The organism is Enterobacter sp. BNK-13 (assembly GCF_048685015.1).
Taxonomy (GTDB): domain Bacteria; phylum Pseudomonadota; class Gammaproteobacteria; order Enterobacterales; family Enterobacteriaceae; genus Enterobacter; species Enterobacter quasiroggenkampii.
Genome location: NZ_JBLQTP010000001.1, coordinates 2217623 through 2238198, shown reverse-complemented (window position 1 = coordinate 2238198; position 20576 = coordinate 2217623). Strand labels below are relative to the sequence as shown.

Below are 20576 nucleotides of genomic sequence, written 5' to 3'. Positions count from 1 at the left end.
AATAATGGCACAACTGTCACTGAAACATATTCAGAAAATTTACGATAACCAGGTCCACGTGGTGAAGGATTTTAATCTCGAAATCGAGGACAAGGAGTTTATCGTTTTTGTCGGTCCGTCTGGCTGCGGTAAATCGACAACGCTGCGCATGATTGCCGGGCTGGAGGAGATCTCCGCCGGCGAACTGGTCATCGACGGCGTTTGCATGAACGACGTGCCCGCCAAGTCACGCGACATTGCCATGGTGTTCCAGAACTATGCGCTTTACCCGCATATGACGGTCTACGACAACATGGCCTTTGGCCTGAAGATGCAGAAAATCGCCCCGGCGGTTATCGAAGAGCGCGTTAACTGGGCGGCACAGATCCTCGGCTTACGGGAGTACCTCAAGCGTAAACCCGGCGCGCTGTCCGGTGGCCAGCGTCAGCGCGTGGCGTTGGGCAGGGCGATAGTTCGGGAAGCGGGCGTCTTCCTGATGGATGAACCGCTCTCCAACCTCGATGCTAAGCTTCGCGTGCAGATGCGGGCTGAAATCAGCAAGCTCCATCAGAAGCTCAATACCACGATGATTTACGTGACCCACGATCAGACGGAAGCCATGACGATGGCGACCCGGATTGTGATCTTAAAAGACGGCATTATTCAGCAGGTTGGTGCACCGAAGCAGGTATACAACGAGCCGGCAAACATGTTTGTTGCGGGGTTCATTGGCTCGCCAGCCATGAACTTTGTTCGTGGCGCCATCGACGACCGCTATTTCGTCACGGAAACGCTGCGTCTCGAGATCCCGGAAGACAAGCTCGCGTCACTGCATGCCGCAGGGTACCAGCGTAAAGCCGTGGTCTTTGGGATCCGCCCGGAAGATATTCTCACCCAGCAGAGTAGCGGTGAAAACATCGCGGCAAAAGTCAGCGTGGCCGAACTGACCGGTGCAGAGTTCATGCTCTATGCCACCGTTGGCGGCCATGAACTGGTTGTTCGCGCGGGAGCCGCGAATGATTATGCCGCTGGGGATAATATCGGCATCCAGTTCGACATGAATAAGTGCCATTTCTTCGACGCTGAAACCGAAGCGGCTATTAGATAAGAAAGGTGTTCGCCGGAAATACCCATTTCCGGTTTTTTTGTTTGTTACTTATAAAGGGAATATTTGATGAGTACTCTACTAAAAAGTGCTGCGCTCGTGCTGTGCGCAGGGGTTAGCTGTGCACATGCAACAGAAACGGCTAAACAGTGGGAATTTAATATTGGCGCGATGTATGAAATAGAAAACGTCGAAGGCCAGGGGGAGGATAAAGACGGGTTATATGAACCTTCCGTGTGGTTTAATGCAACCTGGGATGCCTGGACTATTTCGCTGGCAATGTATCAGGAAGGGCCGGTTGATTATAGCAGCATGACCCGCGGCACCTATTTTGATCGCCCGGAATTTGAATTACGCTATCGCTTTATCGGAACCGATGATTTTACGTTCGGTCTGACCGGCGGCTTCCGTAATTATGGTTATCACTTTAAGGATGAACACGGTGCCAGAGACGGCAGCGCAAATATGCAGCGCTACAAAATTCAGCCTGACTGGGATATAAAATTAACCGACGACTGGCGTTTTGGCGGCTGGTTTGCCATGTATCAGTTTGCCAACGATCTGGAAAAAACCGGCTATTCAGACAGCCGTGTCGAAACCGAAACGGGCTTTACCTGGACCATTAACGAAACCTTTGCCGCTAAAGTAAATTACTATTTAGAGCGCGGTTTCAATATGGACGGTTCACGTAACAACGGCGAGTTCTCCACCCAGGAAATTCGCGCCTATCTCCCTATTTCGTTGGGCCAGACGACCTTAACGCCTTACACCCGCCTGGGGCTCGATCGCTGGTCGAACTGGGACTGGCAGGACGATCCTGAGCGTGAAGGGCATAATTTCAACCGCCTGGGTATGCAGTACGCCTATGACTTCAACAACGGTTTATCCATGACGCTTGAATACGCCTATGAATGGGAAAACCATGACGAGGGCGAAAACGACCGCTTCCACTATGCGGGCGTTGGGGTAAATTACGCGTTCTGACCGAGGGGCTTCCAGGGGCTACAAGCCCCTGGTTTTAGCGCAGCGAGGCCGCCAGTAAAAAATGCGTATCAACAAGCACTTTTTGCGGGGCGGGATGACCCGCGATACGCCTGAAGAGAAGATCGCAGCTCTCTTCCCCGAGTTTTCGGGTGGGGATATCAAAGCCGCCAGGCGCGGGCGTTAAAATGAGAGACAGCATCGGGTCGCTGTATCCGGCTATCACCACCTGTTCCGGAATCATCAGATTCAACTCATCCGCCGCGCGATAAAGGCCGAGTAATTTCATGCTGTCGGTAGCAAAGACGGCATCAGGCGGCGTGGGTGATGAGAGCAATTCCAGAGCCGCTTTAAGCGCACTCTCATGGGTATAACCGCCGTCCATGATCCAGTCCGGGTTCATCGCAATATGGTGCTTTTCCAGACTGGCTTTATAACCCGCCAGGCGATCGATCGAAACATGATAATCAAGCGGCGCATGCAGACAGGCAATTTTCTTGCGGCCGTTTTTAATAAAGGTTTCCGTCAGCGTGGCGCTGTCATGAAAATTATCCGTGTCGACGGAGTAAATATTCTGGTACTCACCTTCCACTTTGCCGATAACTACTACTGGTACGCCATACGCATCCAGCGTGGTGAAAAAGGATTCATTTGCGGGCGAACTCAGCATGATGATCCCTTTGATCATCTTCTGTTTTATTTTACTCACGCATTTCAGCAGATCGTCTTCACTGCTTTTTGAGGTTTGTAAAATAACATCGAATCCTTCTTCTTCCGCTTTTGCCGTAATGGCATGAAGGACATCGGAGAAAAAAGGGTTGCCGGCAGTGGTTTTGGTTGAACGGGTCGAAATAACCATAATGGCATCGAATCCTGACGAGGTCAGGGCGCGAGCCAGTTTGTTGGGCTGATAATTTAATTCATCAATCGCCTTCAGCACTTTGTCACGTGCTTCGGGAGAAATATTCGTTTGTTTATTCAGAACGCGGGAAACGGTTGATTTCGATACGCCCGCAACCCGTGCGATATCATAAATGGTGGGTGACATACACCTTACTCACTCAGAACTGACAGCAATGTCGTTCATCTTACTGGAGAAAAAACGGCAATAGCAATAAATAAGAATTGATAATCAACGATCTGCCCCCATTTATTGTATTCTGAAGCCATGCATTCAAGGCTTCCAGGCAACGAAGGACGGCGATGAAGCGACTTAAAAACGAAATCAATTCACTGGTAAACCGCGGCGTTGACCGTCATCTGCGACTGGCGGTGACAGGATTGAGCCGCAGCGGTAAGACGGCGTTTATCACCGCGATGGTGAACCAGCTCCTGAACCTGCACGCCGGAGCGCGTCTGCCGTTGCTTGGCGCGGTGCGGGAAGAGCGTTTGCTGGGCGTTAAGCGCGTCCCTCAGCGCGATTTTGGTATTCCCCGTTTTACCTATGACGAAGGGCTGGCGCAGCTGTATGGCGATCCGCCCGCGTGGCCGACGCCGACGCGAGGGGTCAGTGAAATTCGTCTTGCGTTGCGTTTCCGCTCGAATGAATCCCTGATGCGCCATTTCAAGGATACCTCCACGCTATACCTTGAAATCGTCGATTATCCCGGCGAATGGCTGCTCGACCTGCCGATGCTGGCGCAGGATTACCTCAGCTGGTCACGCCAGATGACGGGATTGCTGCAGGGGCAGCGCGCCGGGTGGTCAGCCAAATGGCGCAAGTTGTGCGAAGGGCTGGATCCGCTTGCCCCAGCAGATGAAAACCGTCTGGCGGCCATTGCCGACGCCTGGACGGCGTATTTACACCAGTGTAAACAGGAAGGGTTACACTTCATTCAGCCGGGGCGCTTTGTTCTGCCGGGTGATTTAGCAGGCGCGCCTGCGCTTCAGTTTTTCCCCTGGCCGGATGTGGGCGGGGTTGGCGAGTCGACGCTGGCGCAGGCTGATAAGCACACTAACGCCGGGATGCTGCGCGAGCGTTACCATTACTACTGTGAAAAAGTGGTTAAGGGATTTTATAAGAACCACTTTTTACGATTTGACCGTCAGATTGTGCTGGTGGATTGTCTGCAGCCGCTCAACAGCGGGCCACAGGCATTCAACGATATGCGCCTAGCCCTGACGCAGCTGATGCAAAGTTTTCACTACGGGCAGCGGACGCTGTTCCGCCGTCTTTTCTCACCGGTGATCGACAAACTGCTCTTTGCGGCCACAAAAGCCGATCACGTCACGGTCGATCAGCATGCCAATATGGTGTCGCTGCTGCAGCAGCTGGTGCAGGACGCCTGGCAAAACGCCGCCTTCGAAGGGATCAGCATGGATTGCCTTGGGCTCGCATCGGTGCAGGCGACGCAAAGTGGGCTGATTGACCTTAACGGCGAGAAAATACCGGCATTACGCGGGAACCGACTCAGCGACGGTGAACCGCTTACCGTGTATCCGGGCGAAGTGCCTGCGCGGCTGCCGGGTCAGGCCTTCTGGCAGAATCAAGGCTTCCAGTTTGAAGCCTTCCGCCCGCAGGCAATGAGCGTCGACAGGCCATTACCGCACATCCGTCTGGATGCGGCGCTGGAGTTTTTGATTGGAGATAAATTGCGATGACGGAACCGTTAAAACCGCGCATTGACTTTACCGGAACGCTTGAGCAGGACGCTCAGGAGGCGTTCAAAACGGCGCAGACGTTCAGCGGAACCCAGGCCGATAACTTTGCCCCGGCGCTGCAGGACGAGCCCGCTGTTGAGGACGGTCCGGCGGAGGCGGTCGTGGACGCCGCGCTGCGTCCAAAACGCAGCCTGTGGCGCAGGATGGTTACCGCCGGTCTGGCGCTGTTTGGCGTAAGCGTGGTGGCTCAGGGCGTGCAGTGGACGATGAATGCCTGGCAAACTCAGGACTGGGTCGCGCTGGGCGGATGCGCCGCGGGCGCGCTGATTGTGGGGGCGGGCGTCGGGTCGGTTGCCACCGAGTGGCGTCGGCTCTGGCGTTTGCGCCAGCGCGCGCATGAGCGTGATGAAGCGCGGGATCTGCTCCACAGCCACGGCACCGGGAAAGGTCGCGCGTTCTGTGAAAAGCTGGCGAGTCAGGCCGGAATCGATCAGTCGCACCCGGCGCTTCAGCGCTGGTACGCCGCCATCCATGAGACCCAGAATGACCGGGAAGTAGTGACGCTCTATTCCCACATGGTTCAGCCGGTGCTGGATGCTCAGGCGCGGCGCGAAATCAGCCGGTCTGCGGCGGAATCCACCCTGATGATTGCCGTCAGCCCGCTGGCGCTGGTCGATATGGCCTTTATCGCCTGGCGTAATCTGCGCCTGATCAACCGTATTGCGAACCTTTACGGTATAGAGCTGGGTTACTACAGTCGGCTCAGACTGTTTAAGCTGGTCCTGCTCAATATCGCGTTTGCCGGGGCGAGTGAGTTGGTGCGCGAAGTGGGAATGGACTGGATGTCGCAGGATCTGGCGGCGCGTCTCTCTGCCCGTGCGGCTCAGGGCATCGGTGCGGGATTATTAACCGCACGCCTGGGGATTAAAGCGATGGAAGTCTGCCGTCCGCTGCCGTGGATCGATGGCGATAAGCCCCGTCTGGGGGATTTCAGGCGTGAACTGATCGGCCAGCTCAAAGAGACGCTCAATAAAAAACCTGCGCCATGAGGTTTTGTTCACTAATCGTGCTGGCTGTCAATATTTGTTGACAGCCATCTTCCGGATCACCGTGTTCTGACATATCATTTTACTGTTATTGGCTTAAAACGGTGAATTTCCCATGCGTCTTGAAGTCTTCTGTGAAGACCGTCTCGGTCTGACCCGCGAATTACTCGATCTTCTTGTTTTACGTAGCATTGATTTACGTGGCATTGAGATCGATCCTGTCGGGCGAATTTACCTCAATTTTGCCGAAATTGAATTTAATACCTTCAGTAGCCTGATGGCGGAAATCCGCCGTATCGCTGGCGTTACGGATGTGCGCACCATTCCCTGGATGCCGTCCGAGCGTGAGCACCTGGCGCTGAGCGCGCTGCTGGAAGCCATGCCTGAGCCGTTCCTCTCCCTGGATTTGAAAAGCAAAGTTGAGCGCGTTAACCACGCGAGCTGCCAGCTTTTCGCACAGAGTCAGGAGAAGCTGAGCAATCATCACGCCGCGCAGCTGATCCCCGGTTTTAACTTCCAGCGCTGGCTGGACAGCAATCCGCAGAACACGCACAGCGAGCATGTGGTGATTAACGGGCAGAATTTCCTGATGGAGATCACGCCGGTCTATCTGAAAGGGGAAGGGAATACCCGCGTGTTGACCGGGGCGGTGATCATGCTGCGCTCGACGCTACGCATGGGGCGTCAGCTGCAAAACCTCTCCAGTCAGGACGTTGGCGCATTCAGCCAGATTATTGCCGTCAGCCCGAAAATGCGTCATGTGGTTGATCAGGCGCGTAAGCTCGCAAGCCTGACCGCGCCGCTGTTGATTACCGGGGATACCGGCACCGGGAAAGACCTGCTGGCTCACGCCGTGCATCTGGCGAGCCCGCGTGCGGCCAAGCCTTACCTGGCACTTAACTGCGCCTCTATCCCGGAAGATGCTGTTGAAAGTGAGCTGTTTGGTCACGCGCCGGAGGGCAAGAAAGGGTTCTTCGAGCAGGCTAACGGTGGCTCCGTGCTGCTGGACGAGATCGGCGAAATGTCGCCGCGTATGCAGGCTAAGCTGCTGCGTTTCCTGAATGACGGCACGTTCCGCCGCGTCGGTGAGGATCACGAAGTGCATGTAGACGTGCGCGTCATTTGCGCCACCCAGAAGAATCTGGTGGAACTGGTGCAAAAGGGGATCTTCCGCGAGGATCTCTATTACCGCCTTAACGTCCTGACGCTGAACATTCCGCCGCTGCGCGATTGCCCGCAGGACATCATGCCGCTTACGGAGCTGTTCGTCGCCCGCTTTGCCGACGAGCAGGGTGTGCCGCGTCCGAAGCTGTCTGCCGATCTGGGCACGGTGCTCATGCGCTACGGCTGGCCGGGCAACATTCGTCAGCTTAAAAACGCCGTTTATCGTGCGCTGACCCAGCTTGAAGGGTATGAGCTGCGTCCGCAGGATATTCTGTTGCCGGATTACGACGCCGGGACGGTATCCGTAGGCGAAGAGGCGATGGAAGGGTCGCTGGATGATATCACCAGCCGTTTTGAGCGCTCTGTGCTGACGCAGCTGTACCGCAGCTATCCCAGCACCCGCAAGCTGGCAAAACGCCTTGGCGTGTCGCACACCGCGATCGCAAATAAGCTACGTGAATATGGTTTGAATCATAAGAAAGGTGACGAATAACAAAAAAGCCTCTGCAAAGAGGCTTTTTACTTTTCACTTTAGATTTATTCCTTCGCCAGCGGCGTGTTAACGATGTCTGTTTTCGTCTCGCCCTGAATCGACGCAATCCTGCTTGCAACCTCTTTCACCTGCTGCGGGCTGTGGAGCAGGGTATAGGTCAGATCAAACTGCGCGCTGGCGCCAGGCTGCAGCTGCTTGACCCGCTTCTGTTCGCGTTCAATCGTGACGGGGTAGGCATAGCTGGTGCCCGGTTCAATGCCCGTGACATAACCCTGCTTCAGCGTGTCGGTGTTTTTCCATAAGGTCAGCACGGGCAGCTGGCGCGTATCAAACTGGATGGATGCGCCTTTATCGCCGGCTTTATTGACCACTGCCGCGAGCGTTTCGTGGTTGTTGTCGGCGAGCGGCTGAATGTTAAAGACCATCTCATCAAAGCCTTTTGTCGGCCCGGCGTAGGTTTGCCAGTCGTTTACGCCCGCTTTGGCGTAGTCATTGAATGGGCTCACGCTCACGGCCGGCGCAAGGAAACGTGCGCCTTCTTCGAGGATCGGCGTCCCGAAGTTGCTGTGATAGATGATTTGATAATCATGAGGGTAATCGGCATGGTTGGTCAGAACATCATGCAGACTGAACTGGTTGGTCCCTGGAACGTAGCGCAGTTCGGTCATGGTTTGCAGATCCGCTTTTTTGAACGTGCTCTCTTTGATCAAACCCCGAACGCGGATCTCATGCGGGGCGGTATCCGCCACCTCAACTTCCACCTGCGATACCGGTGTATTTCCGGCCCTGCCGTGAAGGGTATAAATTTGCCCATCTGCGGTGACCGGATGACCTGTCCACTCGTAGCCACAGCGCACCATCATCTCGTTGAAACCATCCAGCCAGCCGAGACCGTTTCGGCTTTCAAGATTGATATAGGCAGGATTGACGACCTCTTTGACGGGTGAATTCCATCCCAGTCGGGTGCCAAACCCTTCAACGTGCAGAAGGTTCATGCCGCGTGTCGGGCTCAGGGCAATCGTCAGGCCATCTTTACTGCTAATAATGATGACTTTACTGCCTTCCTGCTTGCCGCCGTGTAAGATTTTTTGCTCAATGCTGAACGTCTGATCTTTAACTTTCAGCTCATCACTGGAAATCTTCCAGTTTCCTTTCTCCACGCTGCTTTCAGCACTGGTCAGCACCCAGGTTTTAGCCGCGGCATGGCCAGAAACCAGGACCGCCAGGAGCGTAAAAGCGAATTTGATCTTCATATTTTATCCTTATTGCTGAAACGATTATTTTCTTTCGTAAGCAAATCTAATGTTTAGACAAAAAGGGAAATGTGATGAGCTTCACTCGGGATGAAAATAGGGGATTTTAACGATTATTATGCGTTGTTGATCACGATCATGTTACATATCTCTCTGATCATTGCAGGATTAATGTGACATACGAGTATTTATGCCTTAACGATTCAGCTTTGAAATAATAAAAAACCCCGCCGAAGCGAGGTTGAGAATAAGTTGTATAGAATGCTAAGGACTTATTATGCTTTCAGCACGTCCAGCGCGGCAGTGTAGTCCGGCTCGGTGGTGATTTCGTTAACCAGTTCGCTGAAGACGACAGTGTCGTTTTCGTCCAGAACCAGTACAGCACGTGCTGCCAGACCTTTCAGTGGGCCTTCCGCAATGCTGACGCCGTATTTCTCGAGGAAATCTGCGCTGCGCAGGGTGGAGAGGGTGATAACGTTGCTCAGGCCTTCGGCACCGCAGAAACGGGACTGGGCAAACGGCAGGTCAGCGGAAATGCACAGCACAACGGTGTTGTCCATTTCAGTCGCCAGCTGGTTGAATTTACGCACGGATGCGGCACAAACACCGGTATCAATGCTTGGGAAAATGTTCAGTACTTTGCGTTTGCCCGCAAACTGAGCCAGTGTGACGTCAGACAGATCTTTAGCCACCAGAGTAAATGCCTGCGCTTTGCTGCCAGCCTGCGGAATGGAACCTGCTACAGCAACCGGGTTGCCCTGGAAATGAACGAGTTGTGACATAGATATCTTCCTGTTTACATATAGTTAACGTCGTGGCTAGTGTATGCCATCAGCAGATAACACGGCAAACCAAATTTTTCGCCTTTCCGGGCCGCAAGGAGTCAGTGATGAGAAGCGTTAAGGTCTATGAAGAAGCCTGGCCATTGCATACCCCGTTTGTGATCTCGCGCGGCAGCCGAAGTGAAGCCAGCGTGGTTGTGGTTGAAATTGAAGAAGAGGGTGTGAAAGGCGTCGGGGAATGTACGCCTTATCCGCGCTATGGGGAAAGCCTTGCATCTGTGATGGCGCAGATCATGACCCTGGTGCCAGACCTGCAAAAAGGGCTCACGCGCGAGGTATTACAGCAGCGTTTACCCGCCGGGGCGGCGCGCAACGCCATCGACTGTGCGCTCTGGAGCCTTGAAGCCGCTCAGCAGCAAAAATCGCTGACATCATTGCTGGGCGTGGTCGTGCCGGAGTCCGTCGTGACCGCGCAAACGGTCGTGATTGGGGAGCCGGAGCAGATGGCCGCCAGTGCGAAAGCGCTCTATGACGCTGGAGCCACGCTGTTAAAAGTGAAGCTGGACGATCGTCTGATCAGCGAGCGCATGGTCGCGATTCGCTCGGCGGTGCCCTCAGCCACGCTGATTGTGGACGCCAACGAGTCGTGGCATCCCGAAGGGCTGGCCGCGCGATGCCAGCTGCTGGCCGATCTGGGGGTGGCGATGCTGGAGCAGCCTCTGCCGGTAGAAGAGGATGCGGCGCTGAAGAATTTTATCCATCCGTTGCCTGTGTGCGCGGATGAAAGCTGCCACACACGCGAGAATTTGAGCGAGCTTAAGGGCCGCTATGACATGGTCAATATCAAGCTCGACAAGGCAGGCGGACTGACTGAAGCCCTGGCTCTGGCGGCGGACGCCAGGGCGCAGGGGTTCGACCTAATGTTGGGATGCATGCTTTGCACTTCCCGGGCGATCGGCGCGGCGCTGCCGCTGGTCAATCAGGTTCGTTTCGCCGATCTGGATGGCCCGACGTGGCTGGCGGTTGACGTTTCACCGGCCCTGAAATTTACCAGCGGCGTGCTTCATCTCTGAGGTTGCCAGCGCAGAAGCTCCATCATGGCTTTTAAGTATTTTTCGCTGGCTTCGTCGGAGGAGATCGCCGGGAACTCAGCGGTAATGCAGGGCAGGCTTAAGTCGGCGCACCAGCTCCCGAATGATCCGGGTGTTTCATAACCCACGCTGGTGACGAGCGGCAGGTCGAACGCCCGTGCCAGCCACGCGCCCAGGTCAGAGTGGCGCGGATCTTCAATGCAGGCCAGTGGGTCGTGGAAGGAGACAACCCAGGCGGGGTGGATCTTATGGATAAGCTGGCACAGCGCCTGCGTTTCCGGCTCTGAGCCAGGGTTGTCTCCCGTCAGCAACACCACGTCTCGCTCCTCGGCGGAGCTGTTCCAGCGATAAACCGTTTCGCCAGCGCGCCAGTTTGCTGCCGGGAAATTACGGTTCAGGTCGACGCCTCGCGCATTCGCCCGCAATCCCAGCTGACAGCCATCCGGATTGACGGCAAGAATCACGTGATGACGTCGTAATGAAGGGGTCAATGTCCGTAGCGCGCACGAGAGCGTGACGACAGACGAGTTTTCATCACCGTGCGTGCCGGCAATAATCAAACCGCTTTCGCGATCGGCATCGGGTGCCGGGAACCAGATCAGCGATGCGCCTAAAAATGAGCGGCCATATTGTTCAGCGCCCGGAGGGAAGGCGCCGCGTTCCGCGCGGGGTCGGGTGGTTGCCATACGAAATCCTGATAAAGAAGTCTCTACTGGCAGTGTTGTGCAAAAGCCGCTGTTAATCAAATAGTTTCCGTAGCGGCTGAGAATTGCCTTAAATCACTATTCAGGCGTAAGTTATTTGCATTTCTTATTGTCGAAACAAATAATTACGCATCTGCTTGTTACCTGAATTTTTTAAAGGGGATCTTATGAAGCATCCTGTTTCGCGTCTTTTCACCGCACTGTGCCTGTGCGGGCTCTCTACACTCTCATACGCTGCTGATGTCCCACAGGGCACGGTGCTGGCGCAAAAACAGGAGCTGGTCAGACATATTAAAGATGAACCGGCTTCGCTCGATCCGGCAAAAGCGGTGGGGTTGCCAGAGATTCAGGTGATTCGCGATCTTTTCGAAGGGCTGGTGAATCAGAATGAGAAAGGGGAACTGACCCCGGGCGTGGCGACGCGCTGGCAGAGTAACGATAACCGTACCTGGACGTTCACCCTGCGTGATAACGCAAAATGGTCTGACGGTACGCCGGTCACCGCGCAGGATTTTGTCTACAGCTGGCAGCGTCTGGTTGACCCAAAAACGACCTCTCCGTTTGCCTGGTTTGCAGCGCTGGCAGGTATCAACAATGCTCAGGCTATCATCGACGGTAAGGCAGCGCCTGATACCCTGGGCGTGACGGCGGTGGATGCCAGGACGTTGCGCGTCCAACTGGATAAACCGCTACCGTGGTTTAGCAACCTGACGGCAAACTTCGCCTTCTATCCGGTGCAAAAAGCGAACGTTGAAAGTGGGAAAGAGTGGACGCGTCCGGGAGCGCTGGTCGGCAATGGCGCCTACGTCCTGAACGACCGCGTGGTGAATGAAAAACTGGTAGTCGTGCCGAACTCCCACTATTGGGACAATGCGAAAACTGTCCTGCAAAAAGTGACCTTTATTCCGATTAACCAGGAATCGTCCGCCACGAAACGCTATCTGGCAGGGGATATCGATATTACCGAATCGTTCCCGAAAAACATGTATCAGAAGCTCCTGAAGGACATTCCGGGACAGGTGTATACGCCGCCTCAGCTCGGGACCTACTACTACGCGTTTAATACGCAAAAGGGGCCGACGGCCGATGCCCGGGTTCGTCTTGCCCTGAGTATGACTATCGATCGCCGCATTATGGCAGAAAAGGTACTGGGTACCGGCGAAAAACCGGCCTGGCATTTTACCCCTGACGTGACGGCGGGCTTCACGCCTGAACCTTCACCGTTCGAGCAGATGTCCCAGCAGGAGCTGAATGCTCAGGCCAAAACCTTGCTCCAGGCCGCAGGCTACGGCCCTCAGCGTCCGCTGAAGCTGAACCTGCTGTACAACACGTCGGAAAACCACCAGAAAATCGCCATTGCGGTGGCGTCCATGTGGAAGAAAAATCTCGGTGTGAATGTCAAGCTGCAAAACCAGGAGTGGAAAACCTACATCGACAGCCGCAATACCGGCAATTTTGATGTGATCCGCGCGTCATGGGTGGGGGATTACAACGAGCCCTCGACCTTCCTGTCCCTGCTGACCTCAACCCACAGCGGCAATATCTCGCGTTTTAATGACCCTGCTTACGATAAAATTATCCACCAGGCGACGCTCGAAACCACGGCGAAAGCGCGTAACACCGACTACAACATGGCGGAGAAAATCCTCATGGAGAAAGCACCTATCGCGCCTATTTACCAGTACACCAACGGTCGCCTGATTAAACCCTGGGTGAAAGGGTACCCGATAAATAACCCGGAAGACGTGGCGTATAGCCGGACGATGTATATTGAGAAACACTGACGGTTAATATAAAACTGGCGCACCTAAGCGCCAGTTTTACAATGCATGACGCTTCCCGGCAGCGATGTGGCCGGAGCTGTTATTCTAATAACGCACTAAACTTCGCCAGCCACTGCGGATGGGCGGGCCAGGCGGGAGCCGTCACCAGGTTGCCGTCGACATGGGCCTGATCGATGCCGATCGTGGCGTAGTGTCCACCTGCGAGGCGTACCTCAGGTGCACAAGCCGGGTAGGCGCTACAGGTACGGCCTTTCAGGATGCCCGCGGCAGCGAGCAGCTGCGGGCCATGGCACACTGCAGCAATCGGTTTGCGCGCGGCGTCAAATGCCTGTACCAGCTTTAACACATCCTCATTTAGCCGCAGATACTCGGGCGCTCTGCCGCCGGGGATGAGCAGTGCGTCGTAGTCCTGCTCCTTTACGGCGGAAAAGTCGGCGTTGAGGGTAAAGCGGTGACCGGGTTTTTCGCTATAGGTCTGGGCGCCGTCGAAATCATGGATTGCCGTCATGATGTAGTCGCCTTTTGGTTTGTCGGGACAGACTGCATCCACCTGATGGCCAATCATCTGCAAAGCCTGAAAAGGCACCATGGTTTCGTAATCTTCGGCATAATCGCCCACCAGCATCAGGATCTTCTTGCTCATCATTCCTCTCCCTTGTCATTAAAGATGATTAAGATATAGCCTGGCGTGGCTGAAATGCCGGAAATAAAAAAGCCCGTCAGAGCACGGGCAACATAAGCAAATGAATAAGTGATTCGTTATCAACGTAGTTGGAGGATAACGGCGCGTATCTTACGCGGCTGTCAGGCTTGCAGATACCTGACAAATTCAGTAGGTGAAACACGATATTAAACGTGCGTTATGGTGCATCGAAGGTCGGGTAAAGACTATTTTCGAGAAATTCGACGAGATACCAGATCTCACCGCTAAAAATAAACCATAAGCCAAATATAATAAGGAGCAAAATAATTAAGGTGAGTATTATTTCTGTTTTTCCCATTGCAGATTTTACCCACCTGAAGTTAATTAAGTCGAGGCAGGCATTGTAGCGGGGCTTTCCCGTATACTCCAGTTTCATGCTGCAAGGACTTTATTGCGTCCGTCATTTTTAGCGCGATACAGCGCGTCGTCTACCCGCTTAAACAGCTCATCAATCGTCTCGCCCTGGTTATGTCGCGCCACGCCAATGCTAACGGTAAACCGCGGTAAGCCCGGAATCGTAATGCGGGCAACGGCTGCACGGATCGACTCGGCAATCTGCAACGCGATGTCGAGAGGGGTATGCGGCAGCAGGATAACGAACTCTTCGCCTCCCCAGCGGAATACCAGGTCATTCTCCCGGCTACAGGCTTCCAGCGTTCGGGAGAGGGCGATAAGCACCTCATCGCCCTTCAAATGACCAAACAGGTCGTTGATGTTTTTGAAGCGATCGGTATCCACCAGCAGCAGGCTAAACTGCTGTTGGGCAGGAAGATGATTCAGGTTGTTGGGATCGGTAATCGCGTAGAACTGGCGACGGTTGAGTAACCCGGTCATGGAGTCACGTAGCGCGGCATGTTCCAGCTCTTGCTCCAGTCTTTTTTGCTCGGTGATATCGTGGATGATGCACAGCATCAGCTTGTCACCGTAGATCTCAATGGGGCCGGCATACGTCTGAACGTAGCGGGTAGAGCCGTCGGCAAGGCGGTGAACAAAGTTGAGCGGCTTATGGCCGCCGGGCAGCGCGGCAATCGCAGTCATAATGGGCAAGACGTCTCGCCCCAGGGTATTGATTTCCCAGGTATGTTTACTGCACATGTCATCATGTGAGTAACCGTAAAAATTGAGCGCGGCCAGGTTAGCATCAACGATCTGGCCATCGCGGGCCGGATCGATTAACAGCATCGGTGCGCTGTTGGTCTGAAAAAAACGGGCGTAAAACCCCTGTTTTTTCCGCCGGTAGGTTGCGGAGCGGCTGGCCTTTAGCCCAGAGAGAATGTGCTGGGCGATCCCCTCGAAAACAATTACATCTCCCCAGGGGGCATAATGGGCAAGCGAGAGACGACAGCTTAGCGGCGTATCCTGTCCATCCCGGTTTATTGTCCAGATTTCGACGATCTCCTGCCCGGTTTTCAGTTCAGGTACATACATCGACAGGAGGTGCTGTGCATTCGCGGAATAGAGACCTTTACGCAGCTGGTCCAGGGTCTTCTCTCCCATAAGCTGCGTTGCGGTCACATTCGCAAAAACGATCGTTTCCGAAGCGGGGGAAATCAGCCACACGGGTGTTTTAATGACGTTCAGCGCTTCAAAACCGTTTTGCGACATAGGCATTTCCTGTTCATCGGCTCAATGCGCCTGACAATCATGACAGACGTGACGAGTGTCTACTGCTTTGAAACATACTCTACTCAACCCCGTCAGGCATGGTTTTTTTGCGAAATAAATGCGGGGTCCGTTTGAATTTTATTAATGGGTATAATTTGCCTGTCGGAGTTTATCTGCAGAAGCAGCCACGGCACCTGCTCGGCAGGTAAGGGGCGGGAGAAAAGATAACCCTGCAGGTAGTCGCAGCCGAGACGGGTGAGAACCTCCTGCTGCTCTTGGGTTTCAATCCCTTCAGCCACCACGTTCATCTCCATGGTTCGGGCGATACTCATGATGGTTTCAACCAGCTTGTAGCTTTTTTCATTTTCCAGCATCGACGTTACAAAGCTTTTGTCGATCTTGAGCTCTTTTGCCGGCAGCACGCTCAGCATCAGCAGGTTCGAGTAGCCCGTACCGAAATCATCAATCGAGACGGTGATCCCCGCATGATTAAACGCGTTGAGTAACTCAATGCTGCGGTCGAGATTTTTCAGCGCGGTGCTCTCCGTAACCTCAAGGATCAGCCTGGATGGGGACAAGCTATATTTTTCCAGCATCGACGATACGATGTGGAAAATGTCCGGCTGTTCGAACTGGACGGGGGACAGGTTGAGCGACAGCGTCCACTGGCTGAACCCTTGTTCAGTCCAGAAATGCAGCTGTCGACATGCCGCTTCAATGGCCCAGTTGCCCACCGGAATAATCAAGCCGGTTTGTTCCAGCGAGGGGATAAACAGGCCCGGCAGAACAACGCCTTGCTCAGGGTGCCGCCAGCGCAGCAGGGCTTCAAAACCATGGATAGTCTTCTCTTGTGCATACCAGGTTGGCTGGTACCAGAGTTCAAACTGATCGCGCTCAAGCGCCTGAGAGAGTTCCTGCAGAAAACCGGGTTTTGCCGGGATTGCTGTCGACATCTCGGAGCGGTAGTGCGCCCAGCCGTTCCGGCCGTCGTCTTTGACGTGATGCAGGGCTGCATCCGCCTTGAGCTTTAGCTCATGCAGCGTTTCGCCATCCTGAGGATATAGGCTGACGCCCGCACTGATTGTCGTGCTTAGCGTATGACCACAGATCGAAAGAGGACGTCGCACATCCTCAAGCAACGACGCGAGCAGGGCGTTGAGTTTGTCCTCGTCGCATTCCGGTACCAGCAGAATAAAGGCGTCACCTCCCAGCCTTGCCAGGGTCATCTCACGCGTGAGACGGGAAGTGATGCGCTGAGCAATGGTGATCAATAACTCATCGCCGACGCTGTGACCCCAGGTATCGTTGACGCGTTTGAAATGATCGACGTTCAGGAAAATGACGGCAAATTGCCTGTTACTCAGCAACGCGCTGCGCAGGCAGTCCTGCATGCGGATGTCCATCTGATGGCGATTCGCGAGTCCGGTGAGCGCATCAAAGCGCGCCTGCAGCTCAAGCTGCCGATTGAGCTGCCGCAGATTGTCCGTCAGCCGGCCGGTACGCCGGTGAGAGTCGACAAGGGAAATAATTAACATCACGCCAAGCAGGCAGAGGGTGGTGACAGAAACCCAGATGGATAACCCGAGCTCGCCGATCCCACCTGGAAGGGTATGCGACATTTCCGGGTAATGCGCGGCACTCATGCCGGTATAGTGCATCGCACAAATGGCGGCGGCCATGACCAGGGCCGCGAGAAGGCGCTCAATAAAAATCCCTTTGTCTCGCAGGCGGAAAGCCAGCCACAGCGCAGTGCCGGAAGCCACCATGGCAATGACCACGGACAACCCCACAATACGGCGATCCCAGATGATGCTGCCATCCAGCATCAGGGCCGCCATACCGATATAGTGCATGGATACCACGCCTGCGCTCAGGATTGCGGTGGCAACGATGGGGCGAAAGAGAGACCGTTTTTTTCCCGCGACGGCAATATCAAGGGCCGTGGTCGACGCAATAACCGCGACGCCCAGCGATGCAAGGGTTAACCAGAGGTCATAGCGCATCATCATGGGCATTTGCATCGATAGCATGCCGATAAAGTGCATCGACCAAATGCCGATGCCGAGCGAGATGCCGCCGGCCATACGCCAGAACAGGGCAGCCTTTCGGCTGGAAAGGGGGATCTTTCCGGCACTGTCCAGCGCCACAAAGGAGGCGATAAACGCCACCAGATAAGAGATAGCGATTAACACAGGGTCCCACGATATATTGAGCATTATGCAATCCCACGCCTGAGAGGGTTACCGATTTCGCCTGCCGGGCACATCTTTATCTGGCAACGAACATGCGCATTCAAACAATATTAGTTTTTTATCGTGTAAAATGACCAGTCATATTAATACTCTAAAACGTATTAAGAATATAAAATATATTCTCATTGTTAACGTATTAAGCATTGCTAAACAAGAGCGAATAAAAGTAGCAAAGCTCCTTAAATATAACGGCGATTGTATCAGTGCGCCGCAGCGGATGGTATCGCTTAACGTGGCGGCAGACCAGTATCACAGCACGCTGCGAAGAACATTTTCACTAATACGCTCTTTTTATCTGACTTAAGCTAAATCCCAGGTTGCTAACGGCGAAAAAACAATCCCGTGAAGTTTGCGAGGAAAATCGTCTGAGCCAATGCTATAAGTCTAGATGCCGACCAAAATATAAAACGTGGGTATCATCATGCTAAGAAATATTAGTGTCAGAACCTTTATTATCGGGTTCCTTTTATCGCTATTTTTGGTAAACGCAGGTGTCGTTGTTCTAATTTCCAGCAAGTCCTCTCTCTTTATTTCCCTTAACGTTATCAATTTCGTTGCGCTATTTTTGCTTTGGGTCTACATGACCCGCTATCTTGTGACGCCGATCAATACGGTAAAGAGAAGTATTGAAGAGGTGACAGCAGGCAACCTTGGGGTTTCTATCCCGGAGTTTGGCAATAACTGCGCGGGTCGACTTATTCCCGGGATCAATAGCCTTTCCGGCAACATTGCGACGCTGGTGCGCGAGATCAGGGCGTCGTCGCAAACCGCCATGACCTTATCGGATCAGCTCTCGGCCCGTAGCGCTCAGCTCTCGGTAAAAACCGAACAGCAGTCTGCGTCTTTAGTGCAAACCGCAGCCAGCATGGAACAAATGGCGGCGAGCACCAAAAACAATGCCGATAACACCCGCCTGGCGAGCGAACAGGCGAATGTGGCGACGCTGCAGGCGCGCAAGGGCGGGGAGCTGATGGGGCAGGTCGCCAACAATATGCAGTCCATTACCGAATGCGCCCAACAGATGACGGAGATTATTTCATTGATTGACGGCATTGCGTTCCAGACCAATATTCTGGCGCTCAACGCGGCCGTTGAGGCGGCAAGGGCAGGCGACCACGGAAAAGGTTTTTCTGTCGTTGCGGAGGAGGTCAGAAACCTGGCACACCGCAGCGCAGAGGCCGCGAAGAATATCAAAGCGCTGATTGAAGTCACCAGCAGTAACGTCACGCAGGGCGCGACCGTGGTGTCACAGGCAGAGAAGAATATGCATGAAATCGTGACGGGGTCGGGGAACGTCAGCCGCTTGATGGATGAAATTTCCGCGTCGACCTCTGAGCAGGAGAAAGGCATTTCCCAGATCACGCTGGCGCTTTCGGAGCTGGAGCGGGTCACGCAAAGCAACGTGGCGATGGCGGAGGAACTCAACGGCTCCTCTGATGTCCTGCGCAATCAGGTGATTGAGCTCCAGGCCCGCACGCGTAATTTCAGACTGGATCAGGGATCGTTGTCCTCATTACCTGGCGGCTCGCCATCCTTCCTCCCGCGGCCGGAGCACTCTCTCTGACAAAACTGCAACTCTCTCGCCATATTTCTTGCCGGGTAGCGCTGCGCTTACCCGGCCTACACGCTGCCACAATATCAATACATTACACCCTTCACTGTAGGCCCGTGCAAGCGTAGTGCCGCCGGGCGAAACGCATGGCATGTACATTTCATGAACGATTTCAGCGCGATGGCATACATAGTTGTTGCTTAACCCCTGATGAAAGCTAGACTGACACCGAAAGAGCTAAAAGGCGGAGGAGCTGTGGAAAGCATTAAAGGATCTGAACTAAACGTTCCAGACGCAGTTTTTGCGTGGGTGCTGGACGGTCGCGGCGGTGCCCGGCCGCTGGAAGACAATGATGTGATCGACAGTGCGCATCCCTGCTGGCTGCATCTGAACTACACCCACCCGGACAGCGCTGACTGGCTGGCGTCGACCCCGCTCTTGCCTAACAACGTGCGAGATGCGCTGGCGGGTGAAAGCCTGCGCCCCCGCGTGAGCCGAATGGGGGACGGGACGCTGATCACCCTGCGCTGTATTAACGGCAGCACGGATGAACGTCCGGATCAGCTGGTTGCGATGCGGGTCTATATGGACGATGGGCTGATTGTCTCCACCCGACAGCGTAAGGTTCTGGCGCTGGATGACATCGTCAACGATCTGAAAGAGGGCACCGGGCCGATCGACTGCGGTAGCTGGCTGGTGGACGTCTGTGACGCTCTTACCGATCACGCGAGCGAGTTTATCGAAGAACTGCACGACAAAATCATCGACCTGGAAGATAACCTGCTCGATCAGCAGATCCCGCCGCGCGGTTTTCTGGCCTTGTTGCGTAAGCAGTTGATTGTGATGCGCCGCTACATGACGCCGCAGCGCGACGTGTATGCGCGGCTGGCCAGCGAAAGGCTCGCCTGGATGAACGACGACCATCGACGCAGAATGCAGGATATTGCCGACAGGCTGGGCCGCGGGCTGGATGAAATTGATTCCTGTATTGCCAGAACGGCGGTGATGGCGGACGAAATCGCGCAGGTGATGCAGGAGTCGCTGGCGCGAAGAACCTATACGATGTCCCTGATGGCGATGGTGTTTTTACCCAGCACGTTTCTGACCGGGCTGTTTGGCGTCAATCTGGGGGGAATTCCCGGGGGCGCTTATCGCTACGGCTTTACGGCCTTTTGCGTGATGTTAGTTGTTTTGATTGGGGGTGTTGCATGGTGGTTGCATCGTAGTAAATGGCTGTAAATTTACGCTTTTTTCGTCTTTTTCCGGGATTAAAACGCTCTTTTAATTGAGCGAAGTCAATAAACATCTACCCCGTAAGGTGCAATATTACTCCCGCAGGTGAATGCAACGTCAAGCGATGGGCGTTGCGCTCCATATTGTCTTACTTCCTTTTTTGAATTACTGCATAGCACAATTGATTCGTACGACGCCGACTTCATAGTCGGCTTTTTTTTGCCTCCTGATTCTCAGCGTCTACCCTA

Annotated in this window: 17 protein-coding genes; 9 read left to right on the top strand and 8 right to left on the bottom strand. The window is 54.3% G+C overall.

What is annotated here, in order from left to right; translation table 11 throughout:
• Nucleotides 1-4 precede the first annotated feature (4 nt).
• Nucleotides 5-1087, top strand: coding sequence for an ABC transporter ATP-binding protein (locus ACMGGQ_RS10865; RefSeq protein WP_048223583.1), 1083 nt, complete (start codon nt 5-7; stop codon nt 1085-1087).
• A gap of 66 nt (nt 1088-1153) precedes the next feature.
• Nucleotides 1154-2068, top strand: coding sequence for an OmpG family monomeric porin (locus ACMGGQ_RS10860; RefSeq protein WP_196352905.1), 915 nt, complete (start codon nt 1154-1156; stop codon nt 2066-2068).
• 34 nt (nt 2069-2102) lie between these two features.
• On the opposite strand, the gene ACMGGQ_RS10855 is transcribed toward ACMGGQ_RS10860, so the two are convergent.
• Nucleotides 2103-3113, bottom strand: a complete 1011-nt coding sequence (locus ACMGGQ_RS10855; protein WP_032674909.1) for a LacI family DNA-binding transcriptional regulator — start codon at nt 3111-3113, stop codon at nt 2103-2105.
• 155 nt (nt 3114-3268) lie between these two features.
• On the opposite strand from ACMGGQ_RS10855, the gene ACMGGQ_RS10850 reads away from it, so the two are divergent.
• The 3 genes from ACMGGQ_RS10850 (at nt 3269) to tyrR (ending at nt 7369) form a co-directional block, all read left to right on the top strand.
• Nucleotides 3269-4666, top strand: coding sequence for a YcjX family protein (locus ACMGGQ_RS10850; protein ID WP_420290032.1), 1398 nt, complete (start codon nt 3269-3271; stop codon nt 4664-4666).
• Nucleotides 4663-5715 (top strand): YcjF family protein, encoded by a 1053-nt coding sequence (locus ACMGGQ_RS10845; RefSeq protein ID WP_032674907.1) that lies wholly within the window; start codon nt 4663-4665, stop codon nt 5713-5715. Before ACMGGQ_RS10850 ends, ACMGGQ_RS10845 begins: the two co-directional genes overlap by 4 nt.
• Before the next feature lie 112 nt (nt 5716-5827).
• Nucleotides 5828-7369 (top strand): transcriptional regulator TyrR, encoded by a 1542-nt coding sequence (gene tyrR / locus ACMGGQ_RS10840; protein WP_008501254.1) that lies wholly within the window; start codon nt 5828-5830, stop codon nt 7367-7369.
• A 44-nt stretch (nt 7370-7413) separates the two neighbouring features.
• On the opposite strand, the gene ACMGGQ_RS10835 is transcribed toward tyrR, so the two are convergent.
• Both ACMGGQ_RS10835 and tpx read right to left on the bottom strand, forming a co-directional pair.
• Nucleotides 7414-8622 carry an aldose 1-epimerase family protein gene (locus ACMGGQ_RS10835; protein WP_420290031.1) on the bottom strand — a complete coding sequence of 403 codons (1209 nt, stop codon included), beginning with the start codon at nt 8620-8622 and terminating at the stop codon, nt 7414-7416.
• Nucleotides 8623-8897: 275 nt separating this feature from the next.
• The gene (tpx, locus tag ACMGGQ_RS10830; RefSeq protein WP_023335907.1) at nt 8898-9404 is read right to left on the bottom strand and encodes a thiol peroxidase; all 507 of its coding nucleotides are present in this window, start codon (nt 9402-9404) and stop codon (nt 8898-8900) included.
• A 107-nt stretch (nt 9405-9511) separates the two neighbouring features.
• Here tpx and ycjG point away from each other — a divergent pair, with 107 nt between their 5' ends.
• On the top strand, nt 9512-10477 hold the full coding sequence (ycjG, locus tag ACMGGQ_RS10825; protein WP_420290030.1) for an L-Ala-D/L-Glu epimerase: 966 nt from the start codon (nt 9512-9514) through the stop codon (nt 10475-10477).
• Here the strand turns inward: ycjG and mpaA are convergent.
• Nucleotides 10468-11181, bottom strand: coding sequence for a murein tripeptide amidase MpaA (gene mpaA, locus ACMGGQ_RS10820; protein WP_045908858.1), 714 nt, complete (start codon nt 11179-11181; stop codon nt 10468-10470). The genes ycjG and mpaA overlap by 10 nt on opposite strands.
• A 185-nt stretch (nt 11182-11366) precedes the next feature.
• Here mpaA and ACMGGQ_RS10815 point away from each other — a divergent pair, with 185 nt between their 5' ends.
• Nucleotides 11367-12983 carry a peptide ABC transporter substrate-binding protein gene (locus ACMGGQ_RS10815; protein WP_420290029.1) on the top strand — a complete coding sequence of 539 codons (1617 nt, stop codon included), beginning with the start codon at nt 11367-11369 and terminating at the stop codon, nt 12981-12983.
• Between the two features lie 79 nt (nt 12984-13062).
• Here the strand turns inward: ACMGGQ_RS10815 and ACMGGQ_RS10810 are convergent, their stop codons facing one another.
• The 4 genes from ACMGGQ_RS10810 to ACMGGQ_RS10795 all read right to left on the bottom strand — a co-directional run bounded on the left by ACMGGQ_RS10810 (nt 13063) and on the right by ACMGGQ_RS10795 (nt 17507).
• Complete coding sequence (locus tag ACMGGQ_RS10810; protein ID WP_196352900.1) at nt 13063-13626, bottom strand: DJ-1/PfpI family protein; 564 nt, start codon at nt 13624-13626, stop codon at nt 13063-13065.
• A 217-nt stretch (nt 13627-13843) separates the two neighbouring features.
• Nucleotides 13844-13984, bottom strand: a complete 141-nt coding sequence (locus ACMGGQ_RS10805) for an Ecr family regulatory small membrane protein (protein WP_045909000.1) — start codon at nt 13982-13984, stop codon at nt 13844-13846.
• A 74-nt stretch (nt 13985-14058) separates the two neighbouring features.
• Complete coding sequence (locus ACMGGQ_RS10800; protein WP_420290028.1) at nt 14059-15291, bottom strand: sensor domain-containing diguanylate cyclase; 1233 nt, start codon at nt 15289-15291, stop codon at nt 14059-14061.
• Between the two features lie 92 nt (nt 15292-15383).
• Nucleotides 15384-17507: a putative bifunctional diguanylate cyclase/phosphodiesterase gene (locus tag ACMGGQ_RS10795; RefSeq protein ID WP_420290027.1), complete on the bottom strand. Its 2124-nt coding sequence runs from the start codon at nt 17505-17507 to the stop codon at nt 15384-15386.
• Between the two features lie 457 nt (nt 17508-17964).
• Here ACMGGQ_RS10795 and ACMGGQ_RS10790 point away from each other — a divergent pair, with 457 nt between their 5' ends.
• Both ACMGGQ_RS10790 and zntB read left to right on the top strand, forming a co-directional pair.
• Entirely contained in the window at nt 17965-19107 is a 1143-nt protein-coding gene (locus ACMGGQ_RS10790; RefSeq protein ID WP_069719081.1) for a methyl-accepting chemotaxis protein, read from the top strand.
• A gap of 243 nt (nt 19108-19350) precedes the next feature.
• Entirely contained in the window at nt 19351-20334 is a 984-nt protein-coding gene (gene zntB, locus ACMGGQ_RS10785) for a zinc transporter ZntB (protein WP_023292275.1), read from the top strand.
• The last annotated feature ends 242 nt before the right edge of the window (nt 20335-20576 follow it).

Bases quoted from the DNA above. Each gene is read 5' to 3' on its own strand.
- ACMGGQ_RS10855 (WP_032674909.1), bottom strand. From the start codon at position 3,113: ATGTCACCCACCATTTATGATATCGCACGGGTTGCGGGCGTATCGAAA.
- ACMGGQ_RS10805 (WP_045909000.1), bottom strand. From the start codon at position 13,984: ATGGGAAAAACAGAAATAATACTCACCTTAATTATTTTGCTCCTTATT.
- ACMGGQ_RS10810 (WP_196352900.1), bottom strand. From the start codon at position 13,626: ATGAGCAAGAAGATCCTGATGCTGGTGGGCGATTATGCCGAAGATTAC.
- ACMGGQ_RS10845 (WP_032674907.1), top strand. From the start codon at position 4,663: ATGACGGAACCGTTAAAACCGCGCATTGACTTTACCGGAACGCTTGAG.
- ycjG (WP_420290030.1), top strand. From the start codon at position 9,512: ATGAGAAGCGTTAAGGTCTATGAAGAAGCCTGGCCATTGCATACCCCG.
- ACMGGQ_RS10850 (WP_420290032.1), top strand. From the start codon at position 3,269: ATGAAGCGACTTAAAAACGAAATCAATTCACTGGTAAACCGCGGCGTT.
- ACMGGQ_RS10795 (WP_420290027.1), bottom strand. From the start codon at position 17,507: ATGCTCAATATATCGTGGGACCCTGTGTTAATCGCTATCTCTTATCTG.
- tpx (WP_023335907.1), bottom strand. From the start codon at position 9,404: ATGTCACAACTCGTTCATTTCCAGGGCAACCCGGTTGCTGTAGCAGGT.
- ACMGGQ_RS10790 (WP_069719081.1), top strand. From the start codon at position 17,965: ATGCTAAGAAATATTAGTGTCAGAACCTTTATTATCGGGTTCCTTTTA.
- ACMGGQ_RS10815 (WP_420290029.1), top strand. From the start codon at position 11,367: ATGAAGCATCCTGTTTCGCGTCTTTTCACCGCACTGTGCCTGTGCGGG.
- ACMGGQ_RS10860 (WP_196352905.1), top strand. From the start codon at position 1,154: ATGAGTACTCTACTAAAAAGTGCTGCGCTCGTGCTGTGCGCAGGGGTT.
- ACMGGQ_RS10800 (WP_420290028.1), bottom strand. From the start codon at position 15,291: ATGTCGCAAAACGGTTTTGAAGCGCTGAACGTCATTAAAACACCCGTG.
- tyrR (WP_008501254.1), top strand. From the start codon at position 5,828: ATGCGTCTTGAAGTCTTCTGTGAAGACCGTCTCGGTCTGACCCGCGAA.
- ACMGGQ_RS10835 (WP_420290031.1), bottom strand. From the start codon at position 8,622: ATGAAGATCAAATTCGCTTTTACGCTCCTGGCGGTCCTGGTTTCTGGC.
- mpaA (WP_045908858.1), bottom strand. From the start codon at position 11,181: ATGGCAACCACCCGACCCCGCGCGGAACGCGGCGCCTTCCCTCCGGGC.
- ACMGGQ_RS10865 (WP_048223583.1), top strand. From the start codon at position 5: ATGGCACAACTGTCACTGAAACATATTCAGAAAATTTACGATAACCAG.